This is a genomic window from Aestuariivirga sp. (assembly GCF_020252395.1).
GTDB lineage: Bacteria > Pseudomonadota > Alphaproteobacteria > Rhizobiales > Aestuariivirgaceae > Aestuariivirga.
Window position 1 is genome coordinate 1 of the sequence record NZ_JADCDB010000042.1, and the last position, 24200, is coordinate 24200.

Genomic DNA, 24200 nt, shown 5'->3' on the forward strand with positions numbered 1-24200 from the left:
CCGGCTTCAACACACTCAACCAGACGCAAGCGCAGATCGTTCGATAGCGGTTTAGGCATGGCGGTCACCTCCGCTTACCTTGAATCACTCCAGAACTGATTTGGGAAGACTTCAGATTCAATCTGACCGCCCGATGCTCTAATGTACAATAAAGGCTCGTTTCCGCATATTATACAACCAAAGAATGTACCTCTCGGCAGCCGAGATTGCCGCCTGTGAAGCCGGGCTGACAGTCTGGCCTGCGGGAATCGCCACCATGTCCCGGAACGGCCCTCGCGGGTCGACGTCCGGCAGCATGGCCCCGGTCTTGCCCGTGCCGGCCTGCAACGGCGTGATCGGAATCCTCACTCCGGATGACCCTCGTGCCGCCCAGTGGCGGCAAGATCATGGCAGGGGTGCTAGTCCCTCATCTCATAGGTGTTCTCAGGACCGGGGAAGGCGCGGCTTCTCACATCCTCGGCATACATGCGGATGGCGCCCTCGATGGCCGCGCCCACCTTGCCGAATTCCTTCACGAATTTCGGCACGCGCGGGGAAAGGCCCAGCATGTCTTCCATGACCAGGATCTGGCCATCGCAAGCCGGCGATGCCCCGATGCCGATGGTGGGAATGGCGATGGACCTGGTGATCCTGGCGGCGAGCGGCTCGGCAATCGCCTCCAGCACCACGGCGAAGGCGCCGGCCTCGGTGACGGCCTGGGCATCCTCCTCGATGATGGCCCACTGCTCCTTCGTGCGGCCTTGCGTCTTGAAACCGCCGAGGATGTTGATCGACTGCGGCGTGAGGCCGATATGCGCCATCACCGGAATGCCGCGCTCGGAGAGGAAGCGGATGGTCTCCGCCATGCGCTTGCCGCCCTCGAGCTTGATTGCGCCGCACTGGGTTTCCTTCATCACCAGGGCGGCGTTGCGGAAGGCCTGGGCCGGGCTCTCCTCATAGGAGCCGAAGGGCATGTCGACCACGACGAGCGCGCGCTTGGCCCCGCGCATCACCGCGCGGCCATGCAGGATCATGAGGTCGAGCGGCACGGGCAAAGTGGACTCGAAGCCGTGCATCACCATGCCCAGCGAGTCCCCCACTAGCAGGAAGTCGACATATTTGTCGGCAATCGCCGCCGTGTGGGCGTGGTAGGAGGTGAGCGAGACGATGGGGTCCTTGCCCTTGCGGGCGGTGATTTCGGGCGCCGTCAGGCGGCGCATGGCAACATGTTGCGACATGAGCCGGAGCCTAGTACCGCAACATCATGCGGGCAAGTGCGTCAGCTGAGCTGGAACACCGGAACGCCGATCAGCGCCATATGGAGCTGGGTCATCACGCCATAGAGCGCGATGCCGCCGAGGACAGAAAGCAGGTTGTGGCCCTCGCGCACCACGGGCGACGGCCTCACGCCGTTTGCCGTGCCGATGAGGATGTGCAGAACGGCATAGATCAGGAAGCCGCCGAACAGGATGATGCTGGCCATGTCGCCATTGGCAAGCAGGTGCCCCGTGGCCCAGAAGACCGCCGCGAAGGCCATGGGAAAACGAAGCTTCCGCCGCCACGAACCGCGGAACAGGAAGATGCCGAGGAAGACGAAGGCGATGAGCGTGAGGACGCCGTTGGCAATCCACCCCCATTCCGGCGGCTCGTAGACGAATACGAAGCCGGCGGCGCGCCAGCCCAGCACGATGAGCAGGATGCCGAGGAGCGAGGCGATGCCGAAGGCCGGGCCATAGGCCTTGTCGCCCACCCGCTGCTTGATGCGCTGCTTGAGCGGGGGCACGGCCGCCACGAGATGGAGCGCGGCCGTGAAGAAAACACCGAAGGAAAGCAACAGCATCACACCACCGGGATGCCGAGAACATAAGGGTGGAAGCCGAAGAGGAACGCGGCATAAAGCACGATGCCGATGACCACGGCCAGGACATCGGAGCGCACGCGCGGAATATACTCCGGCCGCTTGCCGCGGATTTCCGACATGACGATGTCGGCAAGCCCTACCACGAGGAAGGCGCCGAACAGCCAGATGTCGGCGCGGCGGCCATTGACCAGCAGGTGGCCCGCCGACCACAGCACGATGCCGATCGACATCGGGTTGTGCAGCCATTTTTTGAGATATCCCTTGCCATGCGAGGCGCCGATCAGGATGAAGGCCAGAAGCACCATGAGCATGGTGAGATGCTTCAGGCCGGGAAGGCCGTCGTAGATCACGTCCGGCGCGGCCCGCGCCTGGATGAAGCCGGCGATCATCAAGGCCAGCCCGGCGAGCGAAACGAGACCAAATAACGTTTTCCAGCGCTTTTCCCCCATCTGGGCGCGGAAACTGTCGCGCAGCCCCGGAAACAGAATGCCGAAAAGGTGCGTGCCGCCGAACAGCAGGCTGCCGATATAGAGCAGAGTCATGTCGTGTTTCCTTCTCCCGCCGCCGCTTGTGCCAGAATATTCAGGGCGTTCCAAGCCCGCGAAGCGCCGCGGGCAGGCTTGCGAGGCTCTGCGCGATCACCCGGTCGGTCTCGAGTCCGGGCGGCAAGCGCCCGTCGATGACGAGGCTGGCAAAGCCATGGACCAGCGCGAAGACGTGGGCGGCGCGCGCATCGACGTCCCCGCGCTCCACCCCGATGACGGCGGCGACCGCTTCCCCAAGCTGCACCCATGCCGCCTCCGCGGCCACAACGTAATGCGGCGTGCGTTCGAAACTGTCCCGGTCGCGGAACATCATCTTGTAGGCGGCGGAATTGGCGGTGGCGAAGCGCACATAGGCCTTGCCCATCGCGATGAGGCGGGCGTCCGCCGACTGTGACAGTGCGGCATCGGCCGCCGCCGCGAGCACGCGGTGCATCTGCTCGAAACCGCGGGCCCCGATCTCGGCCTTCAGATGGTCGACGGTGGGGAAATGGTTCTTGGGCGCGGCGTGGGAGACCCCGGCGCGCCGGGCGCATTCGCGCAGCGTGAAGCCGGCGAGATCACCCTCCGTCAGAATGTCGATGCCGGCCTGCACCAGGGCCTCGCGCAGATCGCCATGGTGGTAGGGCCTCTTGTCCGGTGCTGCGCGCCGCATGGACCACTCTCTCGCATAGGTTGTTTACACTGTCAAGATTTATGTTGACGACGTCAATTTGTCTGACATAGGATGGCCTCTTCGGCATCGGACAAGGAGGATTGCAATGCCCGAAACAATGTTTTCCCTCGCCGGCTACCTTGCCTTGGCGGGCTGGCTCGTTCTCATCCTCGGCATCGTGCTGAACAAGCCGCTGTTGCGCGACCGCATCGCCGGGCAGTGGATTCCCCTCGTGCTGGCGGCCGCCTATACCGTGCTCATCGCAGTGTTCTGGTGGGACGCGGAGGGCGGCTTCGACAACCTCGCCAGCGTGCAGAAGCTGTTCACCTGGCCCTGGGTGGCGCTTGCCGGCTGGGTTCATTACCTGGCCTATGACCTGTTCGTCGGCGCGCTCATGTCACGCCGCATCATGGAGGCGAAGATCAACCGCCTCGTGCTCATTCCCATCCTGCCTCTGGCCTTCTTGTTCGGCCCCATCGGCTTTGTCTTGGCGCAGGCCCTGCTTCTCACCCGGAAGGAAACCGCATCGTGACCTCTCTCTCCCCCACGCTTCGCCCCACCGTGGCCTCGCTTTCCGATCTGCGCCGGGCCAACCCCGCCATGTGGAACACCGGCATCGCCTTCCTCGTGCTGTGCGCCGTCTGCCTCGGACTGACGCAGATCGACCACCGGCTGTTCAACGGCATCGATGTGTGGATCAAGCCGGCCAAGTTCTTCGGCTCCGTCGGCCTGCACTTCCTGACCGTGACGGCGGCGCTCCTGCTGCTGCCGGAGAAGACCCGCGCCAGCGTCAATATAAGGACCCTCGCGTGGCTGATGGTGGCGATGATGGTCTTCGAGACGTCCTACATCTCGTTCCGCGCCGCGCGCCTAGAGGCCTCGCACTACAATGAAACGCCGTGGGGCGCGGTGGCCTATTCGCTGATGGGGTTTGGCGCGGTTGCTTTCGTGCTGTTCACCGCCTGGATCGGCGTGCTCGTTCTTCGCCAGGGGCCGGCGACGCTGCTCGCCAGGGCCGTCGGCTGGTCGTTCATCATCTCGGCCCCGCTCACCATCGTCACCGCGGGGATGCTGAGCGCCATGGAAACGCACTGGGTCGGCGGCGACCAGACCGATGCGACGGGCCTGCCCTTCTTCCACTGGTCGACCACCGGGGGCGACCTGCGGCCGGCGCATTTCTTCGCGCTGCATCTCATCCAGATCGTGCCGGCCGCCGCGCTGACAGGCAGCAAGCGCCTGACCCTGGCAGCCGGCATTCTGACGGTGGCGGCAGCCATCGGCAGTTTCGGACTGGGTCTTGCCGGCATCCCGCTCATTCCGCTGCATTGACAAAACGCCTTGCCGCCGCCCCGGGGGAGGCGGCATTTACCAAGCGCATACCGGCGAGCGGCATGCTAAATTCCCGGCTTCCGTTGCGGGCAGGAATCAGCCTGCCTGCCGACGGGCGCCATGTCTGAAACCGGTCGAATGCCCGTAACGCCCACCATCTACATCGTCTGCTCGGACCGCGGCCGCAATGGCAAGACGCTGCTCGCCCGCATCCTCGTCGACCATCTGCTGATCGCGGAGCGCGACCCCTTCTGCTTCGACCTGAGCGCCCCGGAGGGCGCGCTGCGAGCCTATTTCCCCGGGCGCACCGCGCTGATCGACATGGGCGACGAGAACAGCCGGGCGAAGCTCTTCGGCATCCTGCTGGCCCGCGCCGGGCGCGACTATGTCATCGACGTGCCAAGCGCCCAGCTCGCCCGCTTCAGCGAGGCGGCGGGCGCGATCGGGCTGCACGGGAAGGCCGCCGCCATGGGCCTCCGGCTATGCATCCTCTTCGTCGTCGACCGCGACCCGGCCTCGCTCAAGACCGCCGTGGCGCTGGAGGAGATGCTGGCGCCCGACCTGCTGGCGCCCGTCGTCAACCGCTCCGTGGGAACCTCGCTTCCCGAAGGCGTGCCGGGTCCGGTGATCGTCATCGACAAGGTCGAGGGCGAATTGCGGGCGATCATGTCGCACCGCCGCTTCTCGCTGCGGAGCTTCCTGCTGGGCGACGAGAACGACGTGCCGCCGCGGCTCCGGCCGCAGCTCAAGAATATGCTGCACGGAGCGATCGACGGCATCCGCAATCTCGACCCGGCCATGACCCTGCAATCGCTGCACGCCGCCGGCCCTTGAAATTTCAATTTGAACGGCTTCGCTGCGCCGACTAGACTGTTGTCTGATCATCTGCCGGAGTTGCCATGAAGTCCCTCGGGGCCCTGCCCCTCGCTCTCGCTCTGCTTTCCGCCGCCGCGATCCTTCCGGCCGCAGCGCCTGCCGCGCTTGCGCAGGTGACCAACATCGACGCGCAATCTGCCACCTCCGCGATTCAGATGGCCGGAAAACGGGCCAACCAGATTCCCGGCATCAAGAAGGTGCCGAGCGTCGGCGTCATCCGCCTCGACGTGCCGACGGTGCCGATGCTCAGCGGCGACATTCCGGACTGGCAGGAATTCAGGATCATGACCCAGCGCAACGCGGCGGGCGTGGCCAAACTGCAAAAAAACCTGGCCGCCAACCCGGTGACGGCCGCGGCACTGGCCAAGAACCGCGTCAAGCCCTCGCAGGTGGCCGGCGCGCAGATCGGCAGCAACGGCTCGCTGCGGCTCTACATCTTCTCCGCGCGCAACTGGTAGACCGGGCAGCGGCGGCGCGGCCGGACCGTCGGCATGGAGAACGGCCGTCAGGCGGTCATCTCCCCGCGAAGGGCTGACCGGCGCGGACTTCGGGCGGGGTGGCTTTGCGCTGTTCCGCCCGGTCGATTTCGATCTGCAGGAAGAAGTTCAGCGCTGTCCGGATGGCGGCAATTGCCGCAAGCTGGCCGATCTCCGACCAGCTGGGCGCCACGGCGGTGCGCAGGATATCGGCGGCGAGCAGGAATTCCAGCGCGAGCGCCAGCCAGCGTCCAAGCCTCAGGCGCACGTCCTCTTTCGCCTCATGGCCGGACGCGGCCTCCCCGCCCGAAAAGCTCTGCAGGATGACGAGCAGGGTGCGGAACGCGGCCTCGATCACCGCAACGGCGATAACGAAAGCTGCCACGCCTTCGGTGATGGTGGAGAGGAGAAGGGTCAGTTCCTTGATCACATCGTAGGGCATCGGCTGTCCTTGAGCACGGAAATCCTGCCGCTGGGCAGTCGCACCGCCAGCAGCACCTGAGTCATGTCCTCTCAGCTCACCGCATGCAAGACCTGCGTGAAACCGGCCGCGCCGATGGCATGGCGGGTGAGCTTGCCCGCAGGCTTCAGGCTGGCGCAACGGATCCGGCCAAAGCCGCATGCTCCATTGACAGGCCGCAGTAGCTTGGCGAAATTTCTTCCGATGCACCGCCTCCGTCTCATAAGTCTTGTGCTGCTTCTTGGCGGGCTTCCTGCCTATGGGGCAAGGCCCGAGGCCAAGGTGATTGACTTTCCCTGCTTCAAGAACCTGGACGACGGCCGGGTGCTGGTGGACGGCGGCCGATGGGACCAAAGGATGAAAGACCTTGGCTACCGCCTCAAGGACGGCGAATATGTTCCCTGGAAGGTCCTTTCCTTCACGCAGACCAAGCTCGAAGATGGGGATTGGGCCGATGGCATGTGCCGGATGCGGCTCCTGCCGGTGCAGAAATAGGCAAGCTCAATAATGCGGCGGCGGCGGTTCACGTTCGCCGGGCCGGCCCAGGGCCGCAGCATCGAATTCGTCACGCAATTCGCCCAAGCGGCGTTCCAGGCTGTCGATCTTGCGCCATTGCGCCACCACCATGTCGTTCAAGTCGGCGATCACCTTGTCCTGCTCGGCAATGCGCCGCTCGAGATCGGCCATGCGGGCGTGTTGTCCCAGATCGGCCATCGGTCCCTCCTGCTGCGCCAACACGGGCATTCCAGCCGATTCCCGCGCGGATTGCCATCGGCAATGCCGCATACTCCGCCTGTGTCCGCAGGCTGCGGATGCGCCCGCAAGATCTGCTTCCACGCGCCTCTTCTGCAGGATAGTGTTGCACGCCGTGGCAGGGACGCGATCAATGGCGGAGGCAATGAGAACTGACATCGGCGCGGCGGATGAGCTGCGCGTCGGCGCCGTGCCGATGGAGGCGATAGCGTGAAACCCCGAACCACGGCGATCCTTGCCGCCGCCGCGCTGGCCGCCGCGCTCGCCACCTGGGCGTGGTTCTCCGGCTGGTTCGGCGGCGAGACGCTGGTGGGCTTCGCCAGGGCAAACGGCCGCATCGAGGTCGCGCGCGTCGATATCGCCTCGAAGTATGACGGCCGCATCGCCTCCATACTCGTCCACGAGGGCGACCCCGTGACTGCGGGCATGGTCGTCGCCCAAATGGACACGAGCGAGATCGAGGCCCGGCTCACAGAGGCCAAGGCGCTGGCCCGGCAGGCGGCGCAGGCTATCCGCCGCGCCGAGGCGGAAGCGGCACAGCGGGTGGCCGACGCCGGGCTCGCCGAGGTCGAACTGAAGCGGGCGCGCTATCTCGAAAGCCGCGACGCCGGCACCGTCGCCGATGTCGACCGGCGCACCGCGGAGCGCGACGTCGCGGTCGCCGCAGTCGATTCGGCGAGAGCCGCCGTCGGCGACGCCGAGGCGGCTAAGGAGGCGGCGGAGGCGCGCGTCGCCGCGCTCGCGGTGGTGATCGCCGAAATGAAACTGGTCTCGCCGGTGTCGGGCCGGGTCGAATACCGCCTCGGCCAGCCGGGAACGGTGATCGGCGCGGGCGAGAGGGTCGCGACCGTGCTCGACCTTTCCGACGTGCACATGACTGTGTTCCTGCCGGCCGGCGAGGCCGGGGCGCTCGCGATCGGCGAGGAGGCGCGCATTGTGCTCGACGCCGCGCCGGGCTATGTCTTTCCCGCCCGCATCGCTTTCGTCGCGTCGGAAGCCCAATTCACGCCAAAGACGGTCGAGACGAGCGATGAGCGTCAGAAGCTTGTCTATCGCGTCAAGCTCTCCGCCGATCCTGAGCTTCTCGCAACCTATCGCGACCAGATCAAGGCCGGATTGACGGGCGACGCATGGGTCCGGCTCGATCCTGCCGCGGCGTGGCCGGAGAAGCTCGCTGTGAGGCTGCCGGATGCCCATTGACGCCGCAGCATGTGTCGTCGCCTCGTCTGTCTCGCATCGCTACGGCGCGACGCTTGCGCTTGACCAGGCCTCGCTGACGATCCCGGCCGCTTCCTTCACTGCCGTCGTCGGCCCTGACGGCGTCGGGAAATCGACAATGCTTGGCTTGATCGCCGGCGCGCGCGCCCTTCAGTCGGGCGAACTCACGGTGCTCGGCGCGCGCATGGGCGAGAAGCGAGAGCGCGAGGCCGTTTTTGGACGCATCGCCTTCATGCCGCAGGGGCTCGGCCGGAACCTCTACCCGACGCTGTCCGTCCTCGAGAATATCGACTTCATCGGCCGGCTGCACGGGCTTGACGACGCGGATCGCGCGGCGCGCATCGCGCGGCTAACGCATGCGACCGGCCTTTCGCCCTTTCTCGACCGGCCGGCCGGAAAGCTTTCGGGCGGCATGAAGCAGAAACTGTCGCTCTGCGCCGCGCTGATTCACGATCCAGATCTGCTGATCCTTGACGAGCCGACCACCGGCGTCGATCCGCTGTCGCGCCGCCGGTTCTGGGCGCTGATCGGCGCGCTTCGCGCCGGCCGGCCATCGATGACCGTGCTCGTCTCGACCGCCTATATGGAGGAGGCGGAGCGCTTCGAACGCCTTGTCATGATGGATCGTGGCCGGATCCTCGCCGCAGGTCCGACGCGCGAGGTCATCGCCGGCACCGGCCAGGCGAGCCTAGAGGCGGCGTTTCGCGCGCTGTCCGATCCGCAGTGGCGTGGCGACGCCCTTGTCATTCCGCCAAGGATCGAACGGCACGACGGGCCGGCGATCGTCGCAGAAGGGCTGACGCGGCGCTTCGGCGATTTCGTCGCGGTGGACCATGTCAGCTTCACCATCGCGCGCGGCGAGATCTTCGGCTTTCTCGGCTCGAACGGCTGCGGCAAGACGACGACGATGAAGATGCTCACCGGCCTCTTGCCGGCGACCGAGGGGCGGGCCGAACTTCTCGGCGAGCCGATCGCGCAACCGCGTCTCGAACAGCGGCTGCGCATCGGCTACATGTCGCAGGGTTTCTCGCTTTACGAGGAGCTGAGCGTGCGCGCCAATCTCGAATTGCACGGCAAGCTCTACCAGATTCCGGCCGCGGGGATCGGCCCGCGCGTCGAGGCGGCGCTCGCCCGGTTCGACCTCGCGGACTTCGCCGGTGTCTTGCCGAAATCGCTGCCGCTCGGCATCCGCCAGCGCCTGCAACTTGCGGCCGCCTGCCTGCACGAGCCCGAAGTGCTGATCCTTGACGAGCCGACGTCCGGCGTCGATCCTGCGGCGCGCGACCTGTTCTGGCGCAGAATGGTCGAATTGTCACGCGACCGCGGCGTGACGATCTTTGTCTCGACGCATTTCATGAACGAGGCCGAACGCTGCGATCGCATCTCGCTGATGCATGCCGGCAAGGTGATCGCCATCGGTACGCCGGCCGAACTGGCCGAGCGGTCCGGCGCGGCCTCGCTCGAGGACGTCTTCACGGTCTATCTGGAGAAGGCCGCGATCGAGGCTGGCGAAGGACCTGCCGAAGTGCCGGCCGAAACCGCCGAACTTCCGCCGCCCGGCCCGCCACCGCGGCACGGCCTCGCCGCGCCGCTTGTCCGGATCGCGGCTTTTGCGCGGCGCGAGACGGTTGAACTGCTGCGCGATCCGATCCGGCTTGTCTTCGCCCTTGCCAGCCCGATGCTGCTTCTGTTCGCCTTCGGCTATGGCATTGGCTTCGACGTCGACCACGTCGCCTTCGCCGCGCTCGACCGCGACCAGACCGCCGCAAGCCGCGAGCTGATCGAGGAATTCAGCAGCTCGCCCTGGTTCGAGGCGCACCCGCCGCTCTCCACCGAGGATGATGCCGGGCAGGCTTTGGCTTCGGGCAGGGTCGTGCTTGTCATCGACATTCCGCCGGGCTTCGGGCGCGATCTCGCGCAGGGCCTCAGGCCGGAGGTCGCCTTTGTGCAGGACGGCGCGAAACCCTTCGAGGCGGAGACAGTGCGCAACTATTTCGAAAGCGTGATGCTTGGCCTGATGGCCCGCGTGACGGCCGAAACGCCGGCCCGCCCCGCCGAGGTCCTGCCGTTCCGGATCGAGTCGCGCTATCGCTATAATCAGGAGTTTCGCAGCGTCTTTGCCATCGTACCCGGCAGTATCATGATGGTTCTTGCCCTGATTCCGGCGATGTTGACGGCGCTCGCCGTCGTGCGCGAACGCGAGATTGGTTCGATCAGCAATTTCCGGGTCTCGCCGGCCCGTGTTGTGGAATTCCTGATCGGCAAGCAGATTCCCTATGTCGCGGTTTGCTTCCTGAGCTTCCTGTCGCTGATCGCGCTGGCGGTGCTGCAATTCGGCCTGACTGCGAAGGGGTCAATGCCGGCGCTGCTGCTCGGCGGTCTTCTCTATGTCTTCGCCACGTCCGGGCTCGGTCTTCTCGTCTCAAGCTTCGCGCGCACCCAGGTCGCCGCTCTGGTCGCGACCGCAGTGATCGTCGTCGTGCCCGCGCTGCAGTTTTCGGGCTATCTCTCTCCAGCGGCCGCGCTTGATGGGTTCGGCTACTGGATGGGCCATCTGTTTCCCTCGCTGTGGTTTCAGAACATCAGCATCGGCGTCTTCGCCAAAGGTAGGAGCCTTGCGGCGCTGGCGACGGACCTTGCCGTCCTGTCGCTTTTCGGCCTTGTCTTCCTTGTGGCCGCGAGCCTGGTCCTGAAAAAGCAGGAGCGGTGAGAATGCGCTGGCTCCGCAATGTCTGGTATCTTGGCCGCAAGGAGATCGCCAGCCTCGGGCGCGATACCGTGCTGTTGCTGTTCTTGGTCTATTCCTTCTCCTTCACCGTGTATTCCGAAGCGACGGGCGTCGAGATCGAGGTGCGCGACGCCAGTATAGCCATCATCGACGGCGACCATTCGACGCTTTCGCGCTCGATCAGCGCGGCGCTGCGGCCGCCCTGGTTTCGCCCGCCGGTGTTGATCGACCGCTCCGATCTCGACCAGGCGATGGATTCGGGCCGTTTCAGCTTCGCGCTTGAGATTCCGCCCGGCTTCGAGGCCGACCTGCTGCGCGGTCGGCGACCGGAATTGAGGCTTGACGTCGACGCAACCGCCATGGCGCAGGCCGGGATCGGCGACTCCTACATCCAGCGCATCGTGCTCGACGAGGTCCTCGCCTTTCTGAAGAGCCGCGGCATCGAGGCCGATCTGCCGATCGCGATCGTCGTCCGCGCCTGGTTCAACCCGAATCTCGACAGCGTCTGGCAGAATTCGTTGATGTCGGTGATAGAGCAGATCACGCTCATGTCGATTCTGCTTGTCGGGGCTGCCGTCATCCGCGAGCGCGAGCATGGCACGATCGAGCATCTTCTGGTGATGCCGGTGCGCGCCTCCGAGATCGCCATGGCTAAGGTCGCGGCGAACGGGCTTGTGGTGCTCGTCGCCACCGCGCTTTCGCTCATGCTTGTCGTGCGCGGCGTCCTGACGGTACCGATCGCCGGGTCCGTTCCGCTGTTCCTGCTCGGCGCGCTGCTCTATCTCTTCGCCACGAATTCGCTCGGTATCCTGCTTGCGACGATCGCCAATTCGATGCCGCAATTCGGTCTCCTCGCGACGCCTGTGTTCCTGGTGCTGGTCATGCTGTCGGGCGCGAATTCGCCGATCGACTCGATGCCGGCGCAACTGCGATTTCTGATGCAGGGATCGCCCACCGTGCATTTCGTCGACGTCACGAACGCCGTCCTGTTTCGTGGCGCCGGGATCGGCGTGGTCTGGCCGCAATTCCTCGCGCTCGCAGCTTTCGGCACGATCGCGTTCACGGTCGCGCTCGCCCGTTTTCGCGGCATGCTGGCGCGGCAGGGCTAAGACATGGGCGGGGAACGGACACGGCACGATGGCGGACGTAATACAAACTGACATCGGCGCGGCGGATGAAGTGCGCGCCGGCTGATCGGCGAAACGTAATGCACGGTGCTTGCACTCAACGCGGGAAGCGCCCCATAAGCAGTTTCGTCACGCGGTGCGGGTTTCCCCTCTACGGCTACTTGACGGCGTAGATGCTGCCATTGACCGTCATGACGCCGGCACTCTCGTTGAACACCCGGATAAAGAACCACTTGGGTCCCAGAACATCGAAGACCTTCCGGTAGTTGGCGCCCCCGAACTGATCTGTCGTGCCGTCGCCAATGTCGATGTTCAGCTGCTGCACGCTTCCCGCGGGTCCGTAAAGTTCATTGATCTTGAAGGTGGAATTGGGTGGACCATCGATCCGCAGCACCAGCCGGTAATCACGGTAGCCGGACAGGTCCAAGCCGCCCACCGGACCAATCACGTTTCCTCCCGCCGCGACCTGCGCGCCGCTGAAAACAGCCACGTTTAGAACCGTCGGCTCGCAGGTGCACCGGCACTGGAGTACCGGCGGCTTCGCCGGAATCTTCACAGCTGGCTTCTTTACTGCGGGCTTCTTTACTGCGGGCTTCTTGGCCGCAAATTTCTTGGCTGCCATGGAATCTATCCTCGCGATCGAACCCGGCTAAGAATCAAAACCTTTGCTCAGATCCCCGAAAATGTCAATCCGACCGGGCATGGAAAGCATATGCCAGAGGGCGACCCACTCGCTTCCCAGCCGCCGTTGCCCTCACTCCCACTCGATCGTGCCGGGTGGCTTGCTCGTCACGTCATAGACCACGCGGCTCACGCCTTTCACCTCATTGATGATGCGCGTTGCCACGCGGGCGAGGAAGGCGTGGTCGAAGGGGTAGCTCTCGGCCGTCATGCCGTCGGTGGAGGTGACCGCGCGCAGGCCCAGAACGCGGTCATAGGTGCGGCCGTCGCCCATGACACCCACGGTGCGCACGGGCAGCAGCACGGCGAAGGCCTGCCAGATGGCGTCATAGAGGCCGGCCCTGCGGATTTCGTCCAAATAGATCGCATCGGCCTTGCGCAGGATGTCGAGCTTCTCAACCGTGATGTCGTCATGCGGAATGCGGATAGCGAGGCCCGGACCGGGGAACGGGTGGCGGCTGACGAAATGCGGCGGCAAGCCCAGTTCCTTGCCCAGCAGCCGCACCTCGTCCTTGAACAGCTCGCGCAAGGGTTCGACGAGCTTCATGTTCATGCGCTCAGGCAGCCCACCCACATTGTGGTGCGACTTGATGGTGACGGAGGGGCCCCCGGTAAAGGAGACGCTCTCGATCACATCCGGATACAGCGTGCCCTGCGCGAGAAAGGCCGCACCACCGATCTTCCTGGCCTCCGCCTCGAAAACATCGATGAACAGCTTGCCGATGATCTTGCGCTTCTTCTCCGGGTCGGTGATGCCCTTGAGCTCCTTGAGGAACAGCTTCGAGGCATCCACATGCACGAGCGGGATGTTGTAGGCCTCGCGGAACAGCTTCACTACCTCGTCCGCCTCGTTGAGGCGCATCAGTCCGTGGTCGACGAAGATGCAGGTGAGCTGCTCGCCGATGGCCTCGTGGATCAGCACCGCGGTGACGGCGGAGTCCACACCGCCCGAAAGGCCGCAGATCACCCGGTCGAGGCCGACCTGCTTCTTGATCCTGTGCACCATCTCCGGCTTGAAATGCGCCATCGACCAGTCGCCCCCGCAGCCGCAGATGTCGAGGGCGAAATTGCGCAAGAGCTTCGCGCCGTCCGGCGTGTGGACGACTTCCATGTGGAACTGCGTCGCATAGAACTGCCGCTTCTCGTCGGCGATCGCCGCGAAGGGCGCCCCCTCCGACGTGGCGATGGCCTTGAAGCCAGGCGGGATGGCGGTCACGCGGTCGCCATGGCTCATCCAAACCTGGTGGCGCTCGCCCTTTTCCCACACGCCGTCGAACAGCGCGTTGGGCTCCTTCACCTCGACGAAGGCCTTGCCGAATTCGCGGTGGTCCGAGGGTTCGACCTTGCCGCCCAATTGGGCGCACATGGTCTGCTCGCCATAGCAGATGCCGAGCACGGGAAGGCCGCGGGTGAACACCCGGCCGGGTGCGCGGGGGCTGCCGCCCTCATGCACGGAAGCCGGGCCACCAGACAGGATGATGCCCTTGAGCCCCGGCCAGTCCAGCGCCTTGTCTGCCGACTGGAAGGGCACAATTTCCGAATAGACCCCCGCCTCCCGGATGCGCCGGGCGATGAGCTGGGTGACCTGGGAGCCAAAGTCGATGATGAGGATACGGTCTTGCATGCGGGGCTATTAAGGAAGAGGACACGAGTCGGCAAGATGCGCCCGGCCCTGCCCCGCTATTTCAGGCTGGAGATGTAATCCGCCACGCCTTCCGCTTAGGCATCGGCAATCGACTTGGTGGCGGCCTGCACGGCAGCGGTATCATACTTGGTTTCGCCCATGAGCATCGGCACGAGGCCCTTCATGGCCTTCATGTTGATCTTCATCTCTGCCTGGCGGGCATTGATCATGCCGGCTGCGGCGCCGGGGCGCCCGGTCAGGCGCCCCGCAACTTGTCCGCCCGGCCCTACTTGCAGGCCTTGCCTTCCTTCTGGGTGAAGGTAACCTTGCTGCCCTTCACGGTGACGTTGCTGATCGTGCACAGCACGCCCTCATCCGGGGCGGACAGCTGGAAATCATACTTGCCATCGGCCAGGGCAGCGATGGTGAGGGTTTTGCCGTCATCGAGGGCTCCTTCCTTGACGCCGTCCATCAGGTTGGCGCCGAAGGCGTTCTTGCCGGCCGGCGAAGCGGTCAGCTCGTCGATGGGGAGGCCGCTGTGGTTGGTGACGGTCAGGCCCGGCGCCGCGAAGGCGGAAGAAGCCAGGGCCAGCAGCGGAAGAGCAAGGAGAACTCGCTTCATGTTGTTCAATTCCCGAAATTGTTCTGATTTATGGTGACTCAGGGGCGGTTAGTTCCGCCCTGAGTCGTTCGCCGCATCAGCGAACAGGCCGGGAATTACATGCTGCACTGCCGAAGAGCCATTGGGCTGGAGTTTAACCGGGCTTTTCTGAACCCCGGACGCGGCTTTCTAAACCCAAGTTTAGGCCGGTTTCAGCCCAAAGCGACCTCCCACAGCAGCTTGACGTTGAGTGAGATGATGATGATGGCGATGGCGGCGGCGATAACGGTCAGCCACGCCGGCGCAGCGAAGACACCCATCTTGGCCCTGTCGCGGGTGAACATCACCAGCGGCACGATGGCGAAGGGCAGCTGAAAGGCCAGGATGACCTGGCTCAGGATCAGCAGCATGCCCGTACCTTCCGCTCCGTAATACAGGGTGACCCCCGCCGCCGGAACGATAGCCACGACGCGGGTGATGAGGCGGCGAAGCCATGCGGGCAGCCGGATGTCGAGAAACCCCTCCATGACGATCTGTCCCGCCATGGTTGCCGTAACGGTCGAATTGAGGCCGCAGCAGAGAAGCGCGATGGCAAACAGCTTCGGCGCCAGAAGGGAGCCGACGAGGGGGGCCAGCATGGAATGCGCCTCGCCGATCTCGGTCACCGTGGTCTGGCCGGCGGCATGGAAGGTGGCGGCGGCGAGGATGAGGATCGAGGCATTGATCAGCAGCGCGAACATCAGCGCCACCGTCGAATCCCAGGTGGCAAAGCGCAGGGCCTCGCGTTTTTCGGTGATGCTCTCGCCATAGGCCCGGGTCTGCACGATGCCGGAGTGGAGGTAGAGGTTGTGCGGCATGACCGTGGCGCCGATGATGCCGAGCGCCAGATAGAGCATGGCCGGGTTGTGGATGATGTCGGTCGTCGGCGCGAAACCGCGGATCACCTGCCCCCAGTCCGGGTCGGCCAGCGCGATCTGGACGAGGAAGCACAGGAAGATCACGCCCAAGAGCGTGATGATGAAGGCCTCGATCCAGCGGAAGCCCAACCTCTGCAGCCACAGGATCACGAACACGTCCAGCGCCGTGATGATGACGCCCAATTCCAGCGGAATGCCGAACAGCAGGTTGAGGCCGATGGCGGTGCCAACGACCTCCGCGATGTCTGTGGCGATGATGGCCACCTCGGCAAAGAGCCAGAGGATCCACGCCACGGGCCGCGGGAAGGCATCGCGGCAGGCCTGCGCCAGATCCCGGCCCGAACCAATTGCCAGGCGCGCGCACAGCGATTGGAGGATGATGGCCATGATGTTGGACATCAGGGCCACGGTGAGCAGCGCATAGCCGAACTGCGCGCCGCCGGCGATGGAGGTGGCCCAGTTGCCGGGGTCCATGTAACCCACCGCCACAAGGAAGCCGGGACCGGCGAAAGCCATGGCACGGCGGAAGAGCGAACCCTTGTCCGCCACGCGCACGGTGCGGAAAACATCGACGAGCGGCGGCTCGCCCCGGCTGCGGCGCCAGCCCGTTCCTTCCGGCAATTCGGCGGATGTGCTCACGCGGTCGGCCATACCGGAAAGTTTAGCATTGGCTAAACCTATTGCAATGGGCTAATTGTCAAATCGTCGAGGAGGCCCCATTGCCGCAGAGGACAAGAAAACCAGGCCCGTCCAAGATACGCTCCGCGGCCTTCCAGAGGATCAGGGCCGATCATTCCTCCGAACTGGCCGAGGACTATGTGGAGCTGATCGCCGACCTGATCGACGAAAAGGGCGAGGCCCGCGGCTCGGACGTCGCCATGCGGCTGGGCGTCGCCAACGCCACCGTGGTCAAGACCATGAAGCGCCTGCAGGACGCAGGCCTCGTCACCCAGGAACCCTACCGCTCCATCTTCCTCACCGGCGAAGGCTGGAAGATGGCCGAGGACGGCCGCCGCAAGCACAAGATCGTCGAGGGCTTCCTGCTGGCGCTGGGGGTTCCGGAGGAGACAGCGAGGATCGATTCCGAAGGCATCGAGCACCACGTGAGCGAAGCGACGCTCCGGGCCATGGCACGCTTTCTGGCGCGGAAGGTGATGTAATCTATCCGCCGTCGTACCGGAGTGTCGCGTCCCGGATGGTTGGGTTGATCGTCCGGGTGTGGTCATGGGACCGTCTTGGTGTCAGGAACACCTCTCATTTTGATCAAGCGGCACCCTAATGCCACCACCACCCCGAGGGTCAGGGCCTATATCGAGGCGATCACCACATCGGCCGCCGAAGTGGCCAGGGAACACAGTGCCGGCAAGACCGCGGTCCGCCACTGGCGCAAACGGTCAACCGCGGAAGGCCGCTCGCACAACCTATCCGGCTGCAGACCAGTTTCGACGCCACCGAAGAAGGGATTGTTGACAAGATCAGAACGCGCCCTGGCCTCCGTCGCACGCGGTTCCAACCCGTTCTCTCCGTCCATGTTCCACCGCCGTCGATGCGACCGGTGGCGCGGCGGACTCCAATCCGCAAACCGTGCCCCGGCCCCATGGACACAGAAATCAGCAGAAACGGGGGTACTCACACGGGATACACCTGATGTCTCGGGGGTGAATCTCCACGCTCTGGGGTCTGAGGGAACATGATGGCGTTTCATGGATCGCTTTCTGCTGCTGGGTGATGCTGGGGAACCCGTCTTATGTAACAAGAAATGTAACAGTTCGAGCATGGCGTTGGACAGACGCGGGGGTTGCGCCGTAAGAGAGGCCCGATAGATGGAGTTTCCGATGCATCGTTTCGCGCTTGCCGCTCTCGCTGTCCTGACGCTGGCCGCCCCGGCGCGCGCCGACTTCATCAAGAATGCCGAGGAATGGCGGCGCCTGGGCCCGGAGGGCCAGGCAGCCTATGCCATGGCGATCTTCGACGTGCAGTCGGTGGTGACCGCCGACAACAAATACACGGCCGCGCGGGCCATGGGCTTGCGCGCCTGCGGCATCGGCCTGCAGCTCAAGGGCGCCATGGTGGCCCAGGCCATCAATATCTTTTACCGCGACCATCCGGAGGCGCGGTTGGCCACGCCTTTCGTCGCCTTCAACGGTTATTTCGAGCGCGGTGTCTGCAGCCCCTTCATCAACAAGGCGCGCGAGGACTTGGGCCTCAAGCCGATGAAAGCAGCACCCCTTCCGGAGGCGAAGCAGCAGCCGGAAGAGCGGCAGCAAGGCCAACAGCCGGACCAAGGCCAGCAGCAACCGGATACGATGCAGCAGTAGTCAGCCGAAGATCGGCCTGAAGGTTTTCCGAAGCGCCACGTCGAGGCCGGCCATGGTCACAGGCAAGCCGAGGTCGACGAGGCTCGTCACCCCGTGCTCGCGGATGCCGCAGGGCACGATGCCGGAGAAATGCGAAAGATCCGGCTCGACGTTGATCGAAATGCCGTGAAACGTCACCCAGTGGCGCACGCGGATGCCGATGGCGGCAATCTTGTCTTCGCGCGCGCCGCGCCTCACCCACACGCCCACCCGGTCCTCGCGCCGTTCGCCCGTCACGTTGAACTGGCCGAGCGTGTCGATCACCCATTGCTCGAGTGCCGCCACGAAGGCCCGAACGTCGCCGCCGCGGCGCTTCAGGTCCAGCATCGCATAGGCCACGCGCTGGCCGGGGCCGTGATAGGTGTATTGTCCGCCGCGCCCGGTCTTGAACACAGGCAAGCGCCCGCGTTCCACCAGGTCCTCCTCATGCGCCGAGGTGCCCGCCGTGTAGAGCGGCGGATGCTCCAGCAGCCAGATGCGCTCCTGCTCCGTGCCCCTGGCGATCGCGTCCACATGCGCGTCCATCTTCGCCATGGCCTCCGGATAGGGCACGGGCCCATCCGCCACCTCCCAGGTGACGGGATCGATAGATCTCAGCGAGAGTCGTATGTCGTCGCGCGCGGCCACGTCCGCTTTTCCCAGTTTCGCAATCGTCACGCAACCGATAGGATTGGATGCAAGGAGAACGGAAAATGGATGGCTTTTTCTTTCTGGTCGCGATCGCCGCCTCCATAGCGGCTTGGGTTGCCCTCCGGCGGACGGCAGAGCTGCAACGGTCCGTTTCCGGCCTCTCGCGGGAGTTGCAACGGCTGTCCGAGTCGTACAAGGTTCTGGCAGCCGCGCTCAGACCTCCGTTGGAAACCGCCGCGCAGCCCATCGTCGAGCCTGCCACGGCAACACCTCCGTCAACGCCCGGCGAAGCGCTGCTTCAGAGCGCCGCTGGAGACGCTAATCCGCTGGCCATTCCAGCCTCCAACTGGCCGCGCGGCGGTTCCAATTGGAAGCCGGCCTCCTCGACCAGGACATTCGAACAGCCCGTCCAACAACGTGGCGAAAAGCCCGCCGCACAGCCCGCCGAGAGAACCGACGTGGAGCAGGCGCTGGCTGGCCGCTGGTTCGTATGGATCGGTGGCGTGGCCATTGCGATGGGCGGGTTGCTCTTCGTCAAATATGCCTATGACAGCGGGCTCATTCCGCCGGTGCTGCAGATTATGCTCGGGCTGCTCGCGGGTTTGGCCTTGGTCGGGGCAGGCGAGTGGCTCAGGCGCCGCGCGCAGCTGGCGGAAGGATCGGCGCCCAACTATGTGCCCGCCGCACTGTCTGCCGCGGGCCTGGCGATGCTCTTCGGGTCGATCTATGCCGCTTACGCGCTCTACGAAATCGTCCAACCGGCGCCGGCCTTCTTCGGCCTCGCCGCCGTTGGGCTGGGGGCAATCGTCCTGTCGCGCTGGCAAGGGCCGTTCATCGCCGCACTCGGACTGCTCGGTTCTTATGTGACACCGGCTCTCATTTCATCCTCGGAGCCCTCAGCTTGGGGATTGTTTCCCTATCTTCTCATCATCCTCATGGCCTCGCTGCTGACGCTGCGCGGGCGGAACTGGTGGTGGCTCGGTTATACCGCCATTGGCGGCACGCTGCTGTGGGGATTGTTGTGGATCAATGGGCCCTTTACGGCGGCGGATGTCTGGCCGGTCGGCCTCTCGGCGCTGGCCATGGGGCTCGCCGCGATGCTGGCGATTGAAGGTCCCCGCATATTGCGCGATGAAAGCGGTCCTCGCCCCCTGGCGGAGGCGCTTCATCCGGCGATCAACATCGCCCTGGCAGGTCTTGCCGCCGCCGCCGTTTTGCTGGCCGGGCTTGTTTTGGCGAGCGCCCACAGCGGCGCCGCACTATTCTTGTTCACGCTCGGGCTGGCGCTGATCACGTTCTTCGCCTGGCGCAAACCAATGCTGGAACTGCTCGCACCGGCAGCAGCGCTGGCGATGTTGGCGATTCTGATGAGCTGGCGGGATGCTGCCTTCCGCGCCCCGGCGCTGAACGAACTGGGCCTGTGGAGCCAGAGCAACTTCATCGGGCCGCAGAGTCAGCGCTTCCTCAATTGGATGCTGGGCTCCGGCGCCGCCTTTACGCTCGTCGGCATCTCCGGCATTTTCTGGCGGCAGAACACGTGGCCTTGGGGGGCGCTGGCGGCAGGCTCGTCCGTGCTCTTCCTCTGGGGCGCATGGATCCGGGCCGGGTTCCTGCTGGCCGATGGCACTTGGGCGCTCCTCTTCGCACTGACGGCCATAGCTCACCTGTTCGCGGTTCTGCGCTGGAGCCGCAGCCAACGCGCCAACGATCTTGGCGCCGGACTTCTGGCCGCGGCTGCGGCAGCGCTGCTTGTCCTGGCCGCTGGCCGGCTGCTCGAAGATATCTGGCTCACGCTCGCCGTGGCGGGGCTGGCATTCGCGTTCGCACTCATGTGCGGCGCTCTGAAGCCGCGCGCCATGGGCCCCATCACCGTGGCGCTGGCGAGCCTCGCGGCACTCCGCCTCTTCGTCTCGCGCGAGCTGTGGTTCGGCGACCGGGGCCTGCCAATGGGCGAGCACTGGGTGCTCTATGGCTATGGTCTTCCCGCCGTCCTGTTCTATGCGGGCAGCCGGGTGCTGCGCCGCAGCGCTCATGCCAGCGCCGCCCTGGCGCTGGAGGGCCTCAGCCTCGGCCTCATGATCTCGCTGGTCTCGCTCGAAATCCGCGTGCTCATCGCCGGCGGCATCGCTTACGAGAAACCGCAGTTCCTTGAGATGGCGGCGCACATCCTCACTTGGGCCGGAGCGGCCTATGGCCTTATGCACCGGCAGCGGCTGTTCTCCTCGGTCATCGCGCAGTGGGGCGCGCGGGTGTTGCTGATCATGGCCGCGTCGGGCGTGGTGGGGTTCAGCCTGCTCCTGTTCAACCCAGTGGTGACGGGCGAGCCCGTCGCCGGGGGGTCTGTCTTCAATGCGCTCTTGCTGGCCTATCTGCTTCCCGTTCCGCTCATCATGCTGATCGCGCGGCGGCTGGATGTCGTCGGCTGGGCGGCCTTCCGGCCCGTGGCTCATGTTCTGGCGCTGGTGTTGCTCTTCGCCTACGTCACCCTTGAGACGAAGCGCCTCTTTCAGGGCACGCTGTTGACGCCCTGGTCGCAGTCGCTGGGCGAGACCTATGCCTATTCGGCGGTGTGGCTGGTCTTCGCACTGGCGCTGTTCGTGGCGGGCATCAGGCTCGCCCGGCAACCGGTGCGGCTTGCCGGGCTGGCGGTGCTGGCGCTGGTGGTTCTGAAGGTGTTCATTGGCGACATGTCGAACCTCGATGGTCTGCTGCGCATCGCCAGCTTCATCGGGCTTGGGTTCTGCCTCGTCGGCATCGGGTGGCTCTACCAACGCTTCGTGGACGGACTGCCGCAGGTCAGGAAATAAGAAATAATTCATGGGAAAGACAACCGGAACCGCTGGCGCGCTCGACGTTTGTTCCGGGGCGCATGCTGCCCGTGAGGCGTCCATTCCCGCCGGGGTGCGCGCCGGGACGGCTAAGCCCGGCTCGGATGCCGTCATGCAGACCGGGCCGGAGCAGGTGGCCTTCATGGGACGGCCCGCCAAGCTGATGGGCGCCCGGAGGGTGATCGAGTTTGGCTCCTTCACAGGCTATTCCTCCCTCGCCTTAGCGCTGGCCGGGGCGGAGCGCATTACCTGCGCCGCCGTGTCGAAGAAGTTCACCGGCATTGCCCGGCTCTATTGGCAGTAGCACGGTGTGGCGGACCGCGCCGGGCTTCACCTCGATGGCGGCAATGCCGCGATCGCGCGGACGCCCGCCGCGGGGGAGGCCGGCCGCTTCAACCTCGCCTTGATCGGCGCCGACAAGTCCGGTTACGCCGCCTGTTACGAAAGCGCCCTGAAGCTCGTCCGTCCCGGCTGCCTCGTGCCCATCGACAACGCGCTGGGGGACGGCGACGTCGCCGATCCAGCGAAGCAGGACGCCGGCATCAGGGCGATCCGCGCGCTGAACCGCAAGTTGCCAATCCGCTCGCGTTGCGGCAATTGAGCGGCGCATGAGCACCGAACAGCCAGCGGCGCCCGGGAAGGGTCTGCTTATTCTTCTTTGCGCCCTTTACGGCGGGATTTGGGTTTGGTCGGCGTGGCAGCCGGGCGACCGCCTCGCCTGGTTGCTCGAAAACATCCTGCCCACCGCCCTGGCCGCCGCGCTGCTGATCGGGTGGCGGCGGCACCCGCTTTCCGCCACCTCCTGCATCCTGCTGTTTCTGTTCATGGCCCTGCACCAGACCGGGGCGCATTACGTCTATTCGGAGGTGCCCTGGGGCCGGTCCATAGGGGCCGCCTTCGGCAGGCAACGCAATGACTTCGACAGGCTGGTGCATTTCGGTTTCGGACTGCTGTTGTTCTTGCCCCTGCGCGAAGTGCTGCAGGCCTGGCTGAACCCCTCCGGGATCAAGGCTGGCCTTGGCGCCATCGTCCTCATCCTCGCGGCCTCCGCACTCTACGAGATCATGGAAATGCTGGTTGTGCTGGTGGTCTATCCGGAAACCGGTTCCGCCTTCCTCGGCCTCCAGGGGGATATCTGGGACACCCAGAAGGACATGGCGCTGGCATTCCTCGGCAGTGCGCTGGCATTCTGCGCCGCCGCCCTCTTATCGGCCGCCCGGGGCCGCCGGCAGCCGGGCTGAGCCCCCCTGTCCTGGATCAAACAGAAGTGAGACGATTGCTTTAGAGTCTTCTCGAAGAGATCATGCTGAATTGCATAGCTTTCTCAGCATGAGGCGGATCGAGGCCAGACGCAGGAATGCGAGGCCCTTCCGGTTCAGGCATTCCCAGTCTTTCGCGCGTCGCCTCCACCTGCCGAACCATGCGAAGGTGCGCTCGACGACCCATCGTTTCGGCAAGACAACGAAACCTCTCACGGCGCCGGAACGTTTGACGATCTCGACGTTGACCTGCTTCATGAGTTTCTTGACGGCGGCGCGAAACAGCGGTCCCTGATAGCCTCCGTCGGCGTAGAGCTTCAGCAGAAACGGGTACATACCGAACAGCGCCGCCATCACAAGTTCGCCGCCATCGCGATCCTGGATGTCGGCGGCGTGGATCAGCAGGCCCTGCGTATCGACGAGGATGTGGCGTTTCTTACCCTTGATCTTCTTACCAGCGTCGCACCCCGGCGGATCATGAGGCCCCCTTTTTCAGCGCTTTTGACGCTTTGGGAATCGATCACTGCGGCTGTCGGGTTGGCCTCGCGGCCAATCGCTTCGCGACACTTCACGTAGAGCTCGTGATGGATGCGATCGAGCGTGCCGTCCCAGTCCCACAAATCGAATTAGCCATGCACGGTTGAACGCGGCGGCAGGTCTTTCGGCATCGCGCGCCATTGGCAGCCGGTGGACAGAACGTACATGACCCCGTTTACGACCTCGCGGATGTTCACCGTACGCTTGCCGCCGCCGCGTTTGGCCGGCGGGATCAGCGGCTCGACGAGCTTCCATTCCTCGTTGGTCAAATCGCTCGGTTAGCGTAAAAGGCTGCGGCCGTATCGTCCACGATTTTCCGTTGTCCACATCGGCGGTTCCCTCGCATCAAGCCGCCTTCATTGAATCACAAACAATTCATATAATTCAATATCTCACTGGACAGACACCTAGATCTTGATGGTGGCCGCTGTGGGACTCGAACCCACACGGGCGATGCCCGAGGCATTTTAAGTGCCTTCCGTCTACCAGTTTCGGCAAGCGGCCTTCCGTCGTCGTCTCGTCCCTCTACACAGGCCTGCGGCTCATGTCAGCCACGCGCGTCGGGCCTATGTCGGGTCTTTTCCGGCACGCTTCGACCTAAGCGCATGATCGGGTTAGCATATTCCGCGGACACAGAAAGATCTTGTGTCCGCTGCGTCTGCCATTCCGCCACGCCCAGCTCTGCCTCTAACTGTCTACACCGAACTCCCTCCCTGCGCCACTCGCGGAAGTGGAGACGATGATCCGCAATGAGGACGCTTC

24 protein-coding genes, 1 tRNA gene and 2 pseudogenes are annotated in these 24200 nt (G+C 64.7%); 13 read left to right on the plus strand and 14 right to left on the minus strand.

Annotation, left to right across the window (positions count from 1 at the left end; genetic code table 11):
- Positions 1-398: 398 nt before the first annotated feature.
- The 4 genes from panB to IOC82_RS16555 are packed head-to-tail and all read right to left on the minus strand — an operon-like array spanning position 399 to position 3037.
- Entirely contained in the window at positions 399-1217 is an 819-nt protein-coding gene (gene panB, locus IOC82_RS16540; protein WP_290547303.1) for a 3-methyl-2-oxobutanoate hydroxymethyltransferase, read from the minus strand.
- A gap of 41 nt (positions 1218-1258) precedes the next feature.
- Positions 1259-1819, minus strand: a complete 561-nt coding sequence (locus IOC82_RS16545; protein WP_290547304.1) for an NnrU family protein — start codon at positions 1817-1819, stop codon at positions 1259-1261.
- Positions 1819-2382, minus strand: a complete 564-nt coding sequence (locus IOC82_RS16550) for an NnrU family protein (RefSeq protein WP_290547305.1) — start codon at positions 2380-2382, stop codon at positions 1819-1821. Before IOC82_RS16550 ends, IOC82_RS16545 begins: the two co-directional genes overlap by 1 nt.
- Positions 2383-2422: 40 nt before the next feature.
- Positions 2423-3037: a WHG domain-containing protein gene (locus IOC82_RS16555; RefSeq protein ID WP_290547306.1), complete on the minus strand. Its 615-nt coding sequence runs from the start codon at positions 3035-3037 to the stop codon at positions 2423-2425.
- 106 nt (positions 3038-3143) lie between these two features.
- On the opposite strand from IOC82_RS16555, the gene IOC82_RS16560 reads away from it, so the two are divergent.
- From IOC82_RS16560 to IOC82_RS16575, 4 genes are all read left to right on the plus strand, one after another.
- Positions 3144-3569 (plus strand): ABA4-like family protein, encoded by a 426-nt coding sequence (locus tag IOC82_RS16560; RefSeq protein ID WP_290547307.1) that lies wholly within the window; start codon positions 3144-3146, stop codon positions 3567-3569.
- A complete protein-coding gene (locus tag IOC82_RS16565; protein ID WP_290547308.1) occupies positions 3566-4366 on the plus strand; it encodes a hypothetical protein in 801 nt (266 codons plus the stop codon). The genes IOC82_RS16560 and IOC82_RS16565 overlap by 4 nt, the downstream gene beginning before the upstream one ends.
- 138 nt (positions 4367-4504) lie before the next feature.
- Positions 4505-5200, plus strand: a complete 696-nt coding sequence (locus IOC82_RS16570; RefSeq protein WP_290547309.1) for a hypothetical protein — start codon at positions 4505-4507, stop codon at positions 5198-5200.
- A gap of 65 nt (positions 5201-5265) precedes the next feature.
- Positions 5266-5700, plus strand: a complete 435-nt coding sequence (locus IOC82_RS16575; RefSeq protein ID WP_290547310.1) for a hypothetical protein — start codon at positions 5266-5268, stop codon at positions 5698-5700.
- A gap of 55 nt (positions 5701-5755) precedes the next feature.
- Here the strand turns inward: IOC82_RS16575 and IOC82_RS16580 are convergent, their stop codons facing one another.
- Positions 5756-6160, minus strand: a complete 405-nt coding sequence (locus IOC82_RS16580; protein ID WP_290547311.1) for a DUF1622 domain-containing protein — start codon at positions 6158-6160, stop codon at positions 5756-5758.
- Between the two features lie 63 nt (positions 6161-6223).
- Here IOC82_RS16580 and IOC82_RS16585 point away from each other — a divergent pair, with 63 nt between their 5' ends.
- On the plus strand, positions 6224-6673 hold the full coding sequence (locus IOC82_RS16585) for a hypothetical protein (RefSeq protein ID WP_290547312.1): 450 nt from the start codon (positions 6224-6226) through the stop codon (positions 6671-6673).
- Between the two features lie 6 nt (positions 6674-6679).
- Here IOC82_RS16585 and IOC82_RS16590 read toward each other — a convergent pair whose 3' ends face one another.
- Positions 6680-6892 carry a SlyX family protein gene (locus tag IOC82_RS16590; protein ID WP_290547313.1) on the minus strand — a complete coding sequence of 71 codons (213 nt, stop codon included), beginning with the start codon at positions 6890-6892 and terminating at the stop codon, positions 6680-6682.
- Positions 6893-7141: 249 nt separating this feature from the next.
- On the opposite strand from IOC82_RS16590, the gene IOC82_RS16595 reads away from it, so the two are divergent.
- Genes IOC82_RS16595 through IOC82_RS16605 form a run of 3 tightly spaced genes read left to right on the plus strand, consistent with a single transcriptional unit; the run spans position 7142 to position 11986 of the window.
- A complete protein-coding gene (locus IOC82_RS16595; protein WP_290547314.1) occupies positions 7142-8131 on the plus strand; it encodes an HlyD family efflux transporter periplasmic adaptor subunit in 990 nt (329 codons plus the stop codon).
- Positions 8121-10859 (plus strand): ribosome-associated ATPase/putative transporter RbbA, encoded by a 2739-nt coding sequence (gene rbbA, locus IOC82_RS16600; protein ID WP_290547315.1) that lies wholly within the window; start codon positions 8121-8123, stop codon positions 10857-10859. Before IOC82_RS16595 ends, rbbA begins: the two co-directional genes overlap by 11 nt.
- A gap of 2 nt (positions 10860-10861) precedes the next feature.
- Entirely contained in the window at positions 10862-11986 is a 1125-nt protein-coding gene (locus IOC82_RS16605) for an ABC transporter permease (RefSeq protein WP_290547316.1), read from the plus strand.
- Between the two features lie 175 nt (positions 11987-12161).
- Here the strand turns inward: IOC82_RS16605 and IOC82_RS16610 are convergent, their stop codons facing one another.
- The 5 genes from IOC82_RS16610 to IOC82_RS16630 form a co-directional block, all read right to left on the minus strand.
- Positions 12162-12626 (minus strand): hypothetical protein, encoded by a 465-nt coding sequence (locus IOC82_RS16610; RefSeq protein WP_290547317.1) that lies wholly within the window; start codon positions 12624-12626, stop codon positions 12162-12164.
- 132 nt (positions 12627-12758) lie between these two features.
- Positions 12759-14309, minus strand: coding sequence for a glutamine-hydrolyzing GMP synthase (gene guaA / locus IOC82_RS16615; RefSeq protein ID WP_290547318.1), 1551 nt, complete (start codon positions 14307-14309; stop codon positions 12759-12761).
- 95 nt (positions 14310-14404) lie between these two features.
- The gene (locus IOC82_RS16620) at positions 14405-14539 is read right to left on the minus strand and encodes a hypothetical protein (protein ID WP_290547319.1); all 135 of its coding nucleotides are present in this window, start codon (positions 14537-14539) and stop codon (positions 14405-14407) included.
- Between the two features lie 56 nt (positions 14540-14595).
- A complete protein-coding gene (locus IOC82_RS16625) occupies positions 14596-14931 on the minus strand; it encodes a hypothetical protein (protein WP_290547320.1) in 336 nt (111 codons plus the stop codon).
- A 191-nt stretch (positions 14932-15122) separates the two neighbouring features.
- Positions 15123-16466: an Nramp family divalent metal transporter gene (locus tag IOC82_RS16630; protein WP_290547321.1), complete on the minus strand. Its 1344-nt coding sequence runs from the start codon at positions 16464-16466 to the stop codon at positions 15123-15125.
- Between the two features lie 80 nt (positions 16467-16546).
- On the opposite strand from IOC82_RS16630, the gene mntR reads away from it, so the two are divergent.
- Entirely contained in the window at positions 16547-16987 is a 441-nt protein-coding gene (gene mntR, locus IOC82_RS16635) for a manganese-binding transcriptional regulator MntR (protein ID WP_290547322.1), read from the plus strand.
- A gap of 675 nt (positions 16988-17662) precedes the next feature.
- Positions 17663-18145, plus strand: coding sequence for a hypothetical protein (locus IOC82_RS16640; RefSeq protein ID WP_290547323.1), 483 nt, complete (start codon positions 17663-17665; stop codon positions 18143-18145).
- Here IOC82_RS16640 and lipB read toward each other — a convergent pair whose 3' ends face one another.
- Positions 18146-18781 (minus strand): lipoyl(octanoyl) transferase LipB, encoded by a 636-nt coding sequence (lipB, locus tag IOC82_RS16645; RefSeq protein ID WP_290547329.1) that lies wholly within the window; start codon positions 18779-18781, stop codon positions 18146-18148.
- Between the two features lie 95 nt (positions 18782-18876).
- Here lipB and IOC82_RS16650 point away from each other — a divergent pair, with 95 nt between their 5' ends.
- The 3 genes and pseudogenes from IOC82_RS16650 to IOC82_RS16660 all read left to right on the plus strand — a co-directional run bounded on the left by IOC82_RS16650 (position 18877) and on the right by IOC82_RS16660 (position 22883).
- Positions 18877-21621 (plus strand): DUF2339 domain-containing protein, encoded by a 2745-nt coding sequence (locus IOC82_RS16650; protein WP_290547324.1) that lies wholly within the window; start codon positions 18877-18879, stop codon positions 21619-21621.
- A gap of 10 nt (positions 21622-21631) precedes the next feature.
- Positions 21632-22243, plus strand: a pseudogene (locus tag IOC82_RS16655) (SAM-dependent methyltransferase).
- Between the two features lie 7 nt (positions 22244-22250).
- Positions 22251-22883: a DUF2238 domain-containing protein gene (locus tag IOC82_RS16660; RefSeq protein ID WP_290547325.1), complete on the plus strand. Its 633-nt coding sequence runs from the start codon at positions 22251-22253 to the stop codon at positions 22881-22883.
- A 60-nt stretch (positions 22884-22943) separates the two neighbouring features.
- On the opposite strand, the pseudogene IOC82_RS16665 reads toward IOC82_RS16660, so the two are convergent.
- Positions 22944-23707 (minus strand): annotated as a pseudogene (locus IOC82_RS16665) (IS5 family transposase).
- Positions 23708-23856: 149 nt separating this feature from the next.
- Positions 23857-23942 (minus strand) — tRNA-Leu (locus IOC82_RS16670).
- Positions 23943-24200: the final 258 nt, after the last annotated feature.

Excerpts from the sequence above, each read along its gene's own strand:
- panB (WP_290547303.1), bottom strand. The coding sequence starts at position 1,217 with ATGTCGCAACATGTTGCCATGCGCCGCCTGACGGCGCCCGAAATCACC.
- IOC82_RS16545 (WP_290547304.1), bottom strand. The coding sequence starts at position 1,819 with ATGCTGTTGCTTTCCTTCGGTGTTTTCTTCACGGCCGCGCTCCATCTC.
- IOC82_RS16550 (WP_290547305.1), bottom strand. The coding sequence starts at position 2,382 with ATGACTCTGCTCTATATCGGCAGCCTGCTGTTCGGCGGCACGCACCTT.
- IOC82_RS16555 (WP_290547306.1), bottom strand. The coding sequence starts at position 3,037 with ATGCGGCGCGCAGCACCGGACAAGAGGCCCTACCACCATGGCGATCTG.
- IOC82_RS16560 (WP_290547307.1), top strand. The coding sequence starts at position 3,144 with ATGCCCGAAACAATGTTTTCCCTCGCCGGCTACCTTGCCTTGGCGGGC.
- IOC82_RS16570 (WP_290547309.1), top strand. The coding sequence starts at position 4,505 with ATGCCCGTAACGCCCACCATCTACATCGTCTGCTCGGACCGCGGCCGC.
- IOC82_RS16575 (WP_290547310.1), top strand. The coding sequence starts at position 5,266 with ATGAAGTCCCTCGGGGCCCTGCCCCTCGCTCTCGCTCTGCTTTCCGCC.
- IOC82_RS16580 (WP_290547311.1), bottom strand. The coding sequence starts at position 6,160 with ATGCCCTACGATGTGATCAAGGAACTGACCCTTCTCCTCTCCACCATC.
- IOC82_RS16585 (WP_290547312.1), top strand. The coding sequence starts at position 6,224 with ATGTCCTCTCAGCTCACCGCATGCAAGACCTGCGTGAAACCGGCCGCG.
- IOC82_RS16590 (WP_290547313.1), bottom strand. The coding sequence starts at position 6,892 with ATGGCCGATCTGGGACAACACGCCCGCATGGCCGATCTCGAGCGGCGC.
- rbbA (WP_290547315.1), top strand. The coding sequence starts at position 8,121 with ATGCCCATTGACGCCGCAGCATGTGTCGTCGCCTCGTCTGTCTCGCAT.
- IOC82_RS16605 (WP_290547316.1), top strand. The coding sequence starts at position 10,862 with ATGCGCTGGCTCCGCAATGTCTGGTATCTTGGCCGCAAGGAGATCGCC.
- IOC82_RS16610 (WP_290547317.1), bottom strand. The coding sequence starts at position 12,626 with ATGGCAGCCAAGAAATTTGCGGCCAAGAAGCCCGCAGTAAAGAAGCCC.
- guaA (WP_290547318.1), bottom strand. The coding sequence starts at position 14,309 with ATGCAAGACCGTATCCTCATCATCGACTTTGGCTCCCAGGTCACCCAG.
- IOC82_RS16620 (WP_290547319.1), bottom strand. The coding sequence starts at position 14,539 with ATGATCAATGCCCGCCAGGCAGAGATGAAGATCAACATGAAGGCCATG.
- IOC82_RS16625 (WP_290547320.1), bottom strand. The coding sequence starts at position 14,931 with ATGAAGCGAGTTCTCCTTGCTCTTCCGCTGCTGGCCCTGGCTTCTTCC.
- IOC82_RS16640 (WP_290547323.1), top strand. The coding sequence starts at position 17,663 with ATGCATCGTTTCGCGCTTGCCGCTCTCGCTGTCCTGACGCTGGCCGCC.
- IOC82_RS16650 (WP_290547324.1), top strand. The coding sequence starts at position 18,877 with ATGGATGGCTTTTTCTTTCTGGTCGCGATCGCCGCCTCCATAGCGGCT.
- IOC82_RS16660 (WP_290547325.1), top strand. The coding sequence starts at position 22,251 with ATGAGCACCGAACAGCCAGCGGCGCCCGGGAAGGGTCTGCTTATTCTT.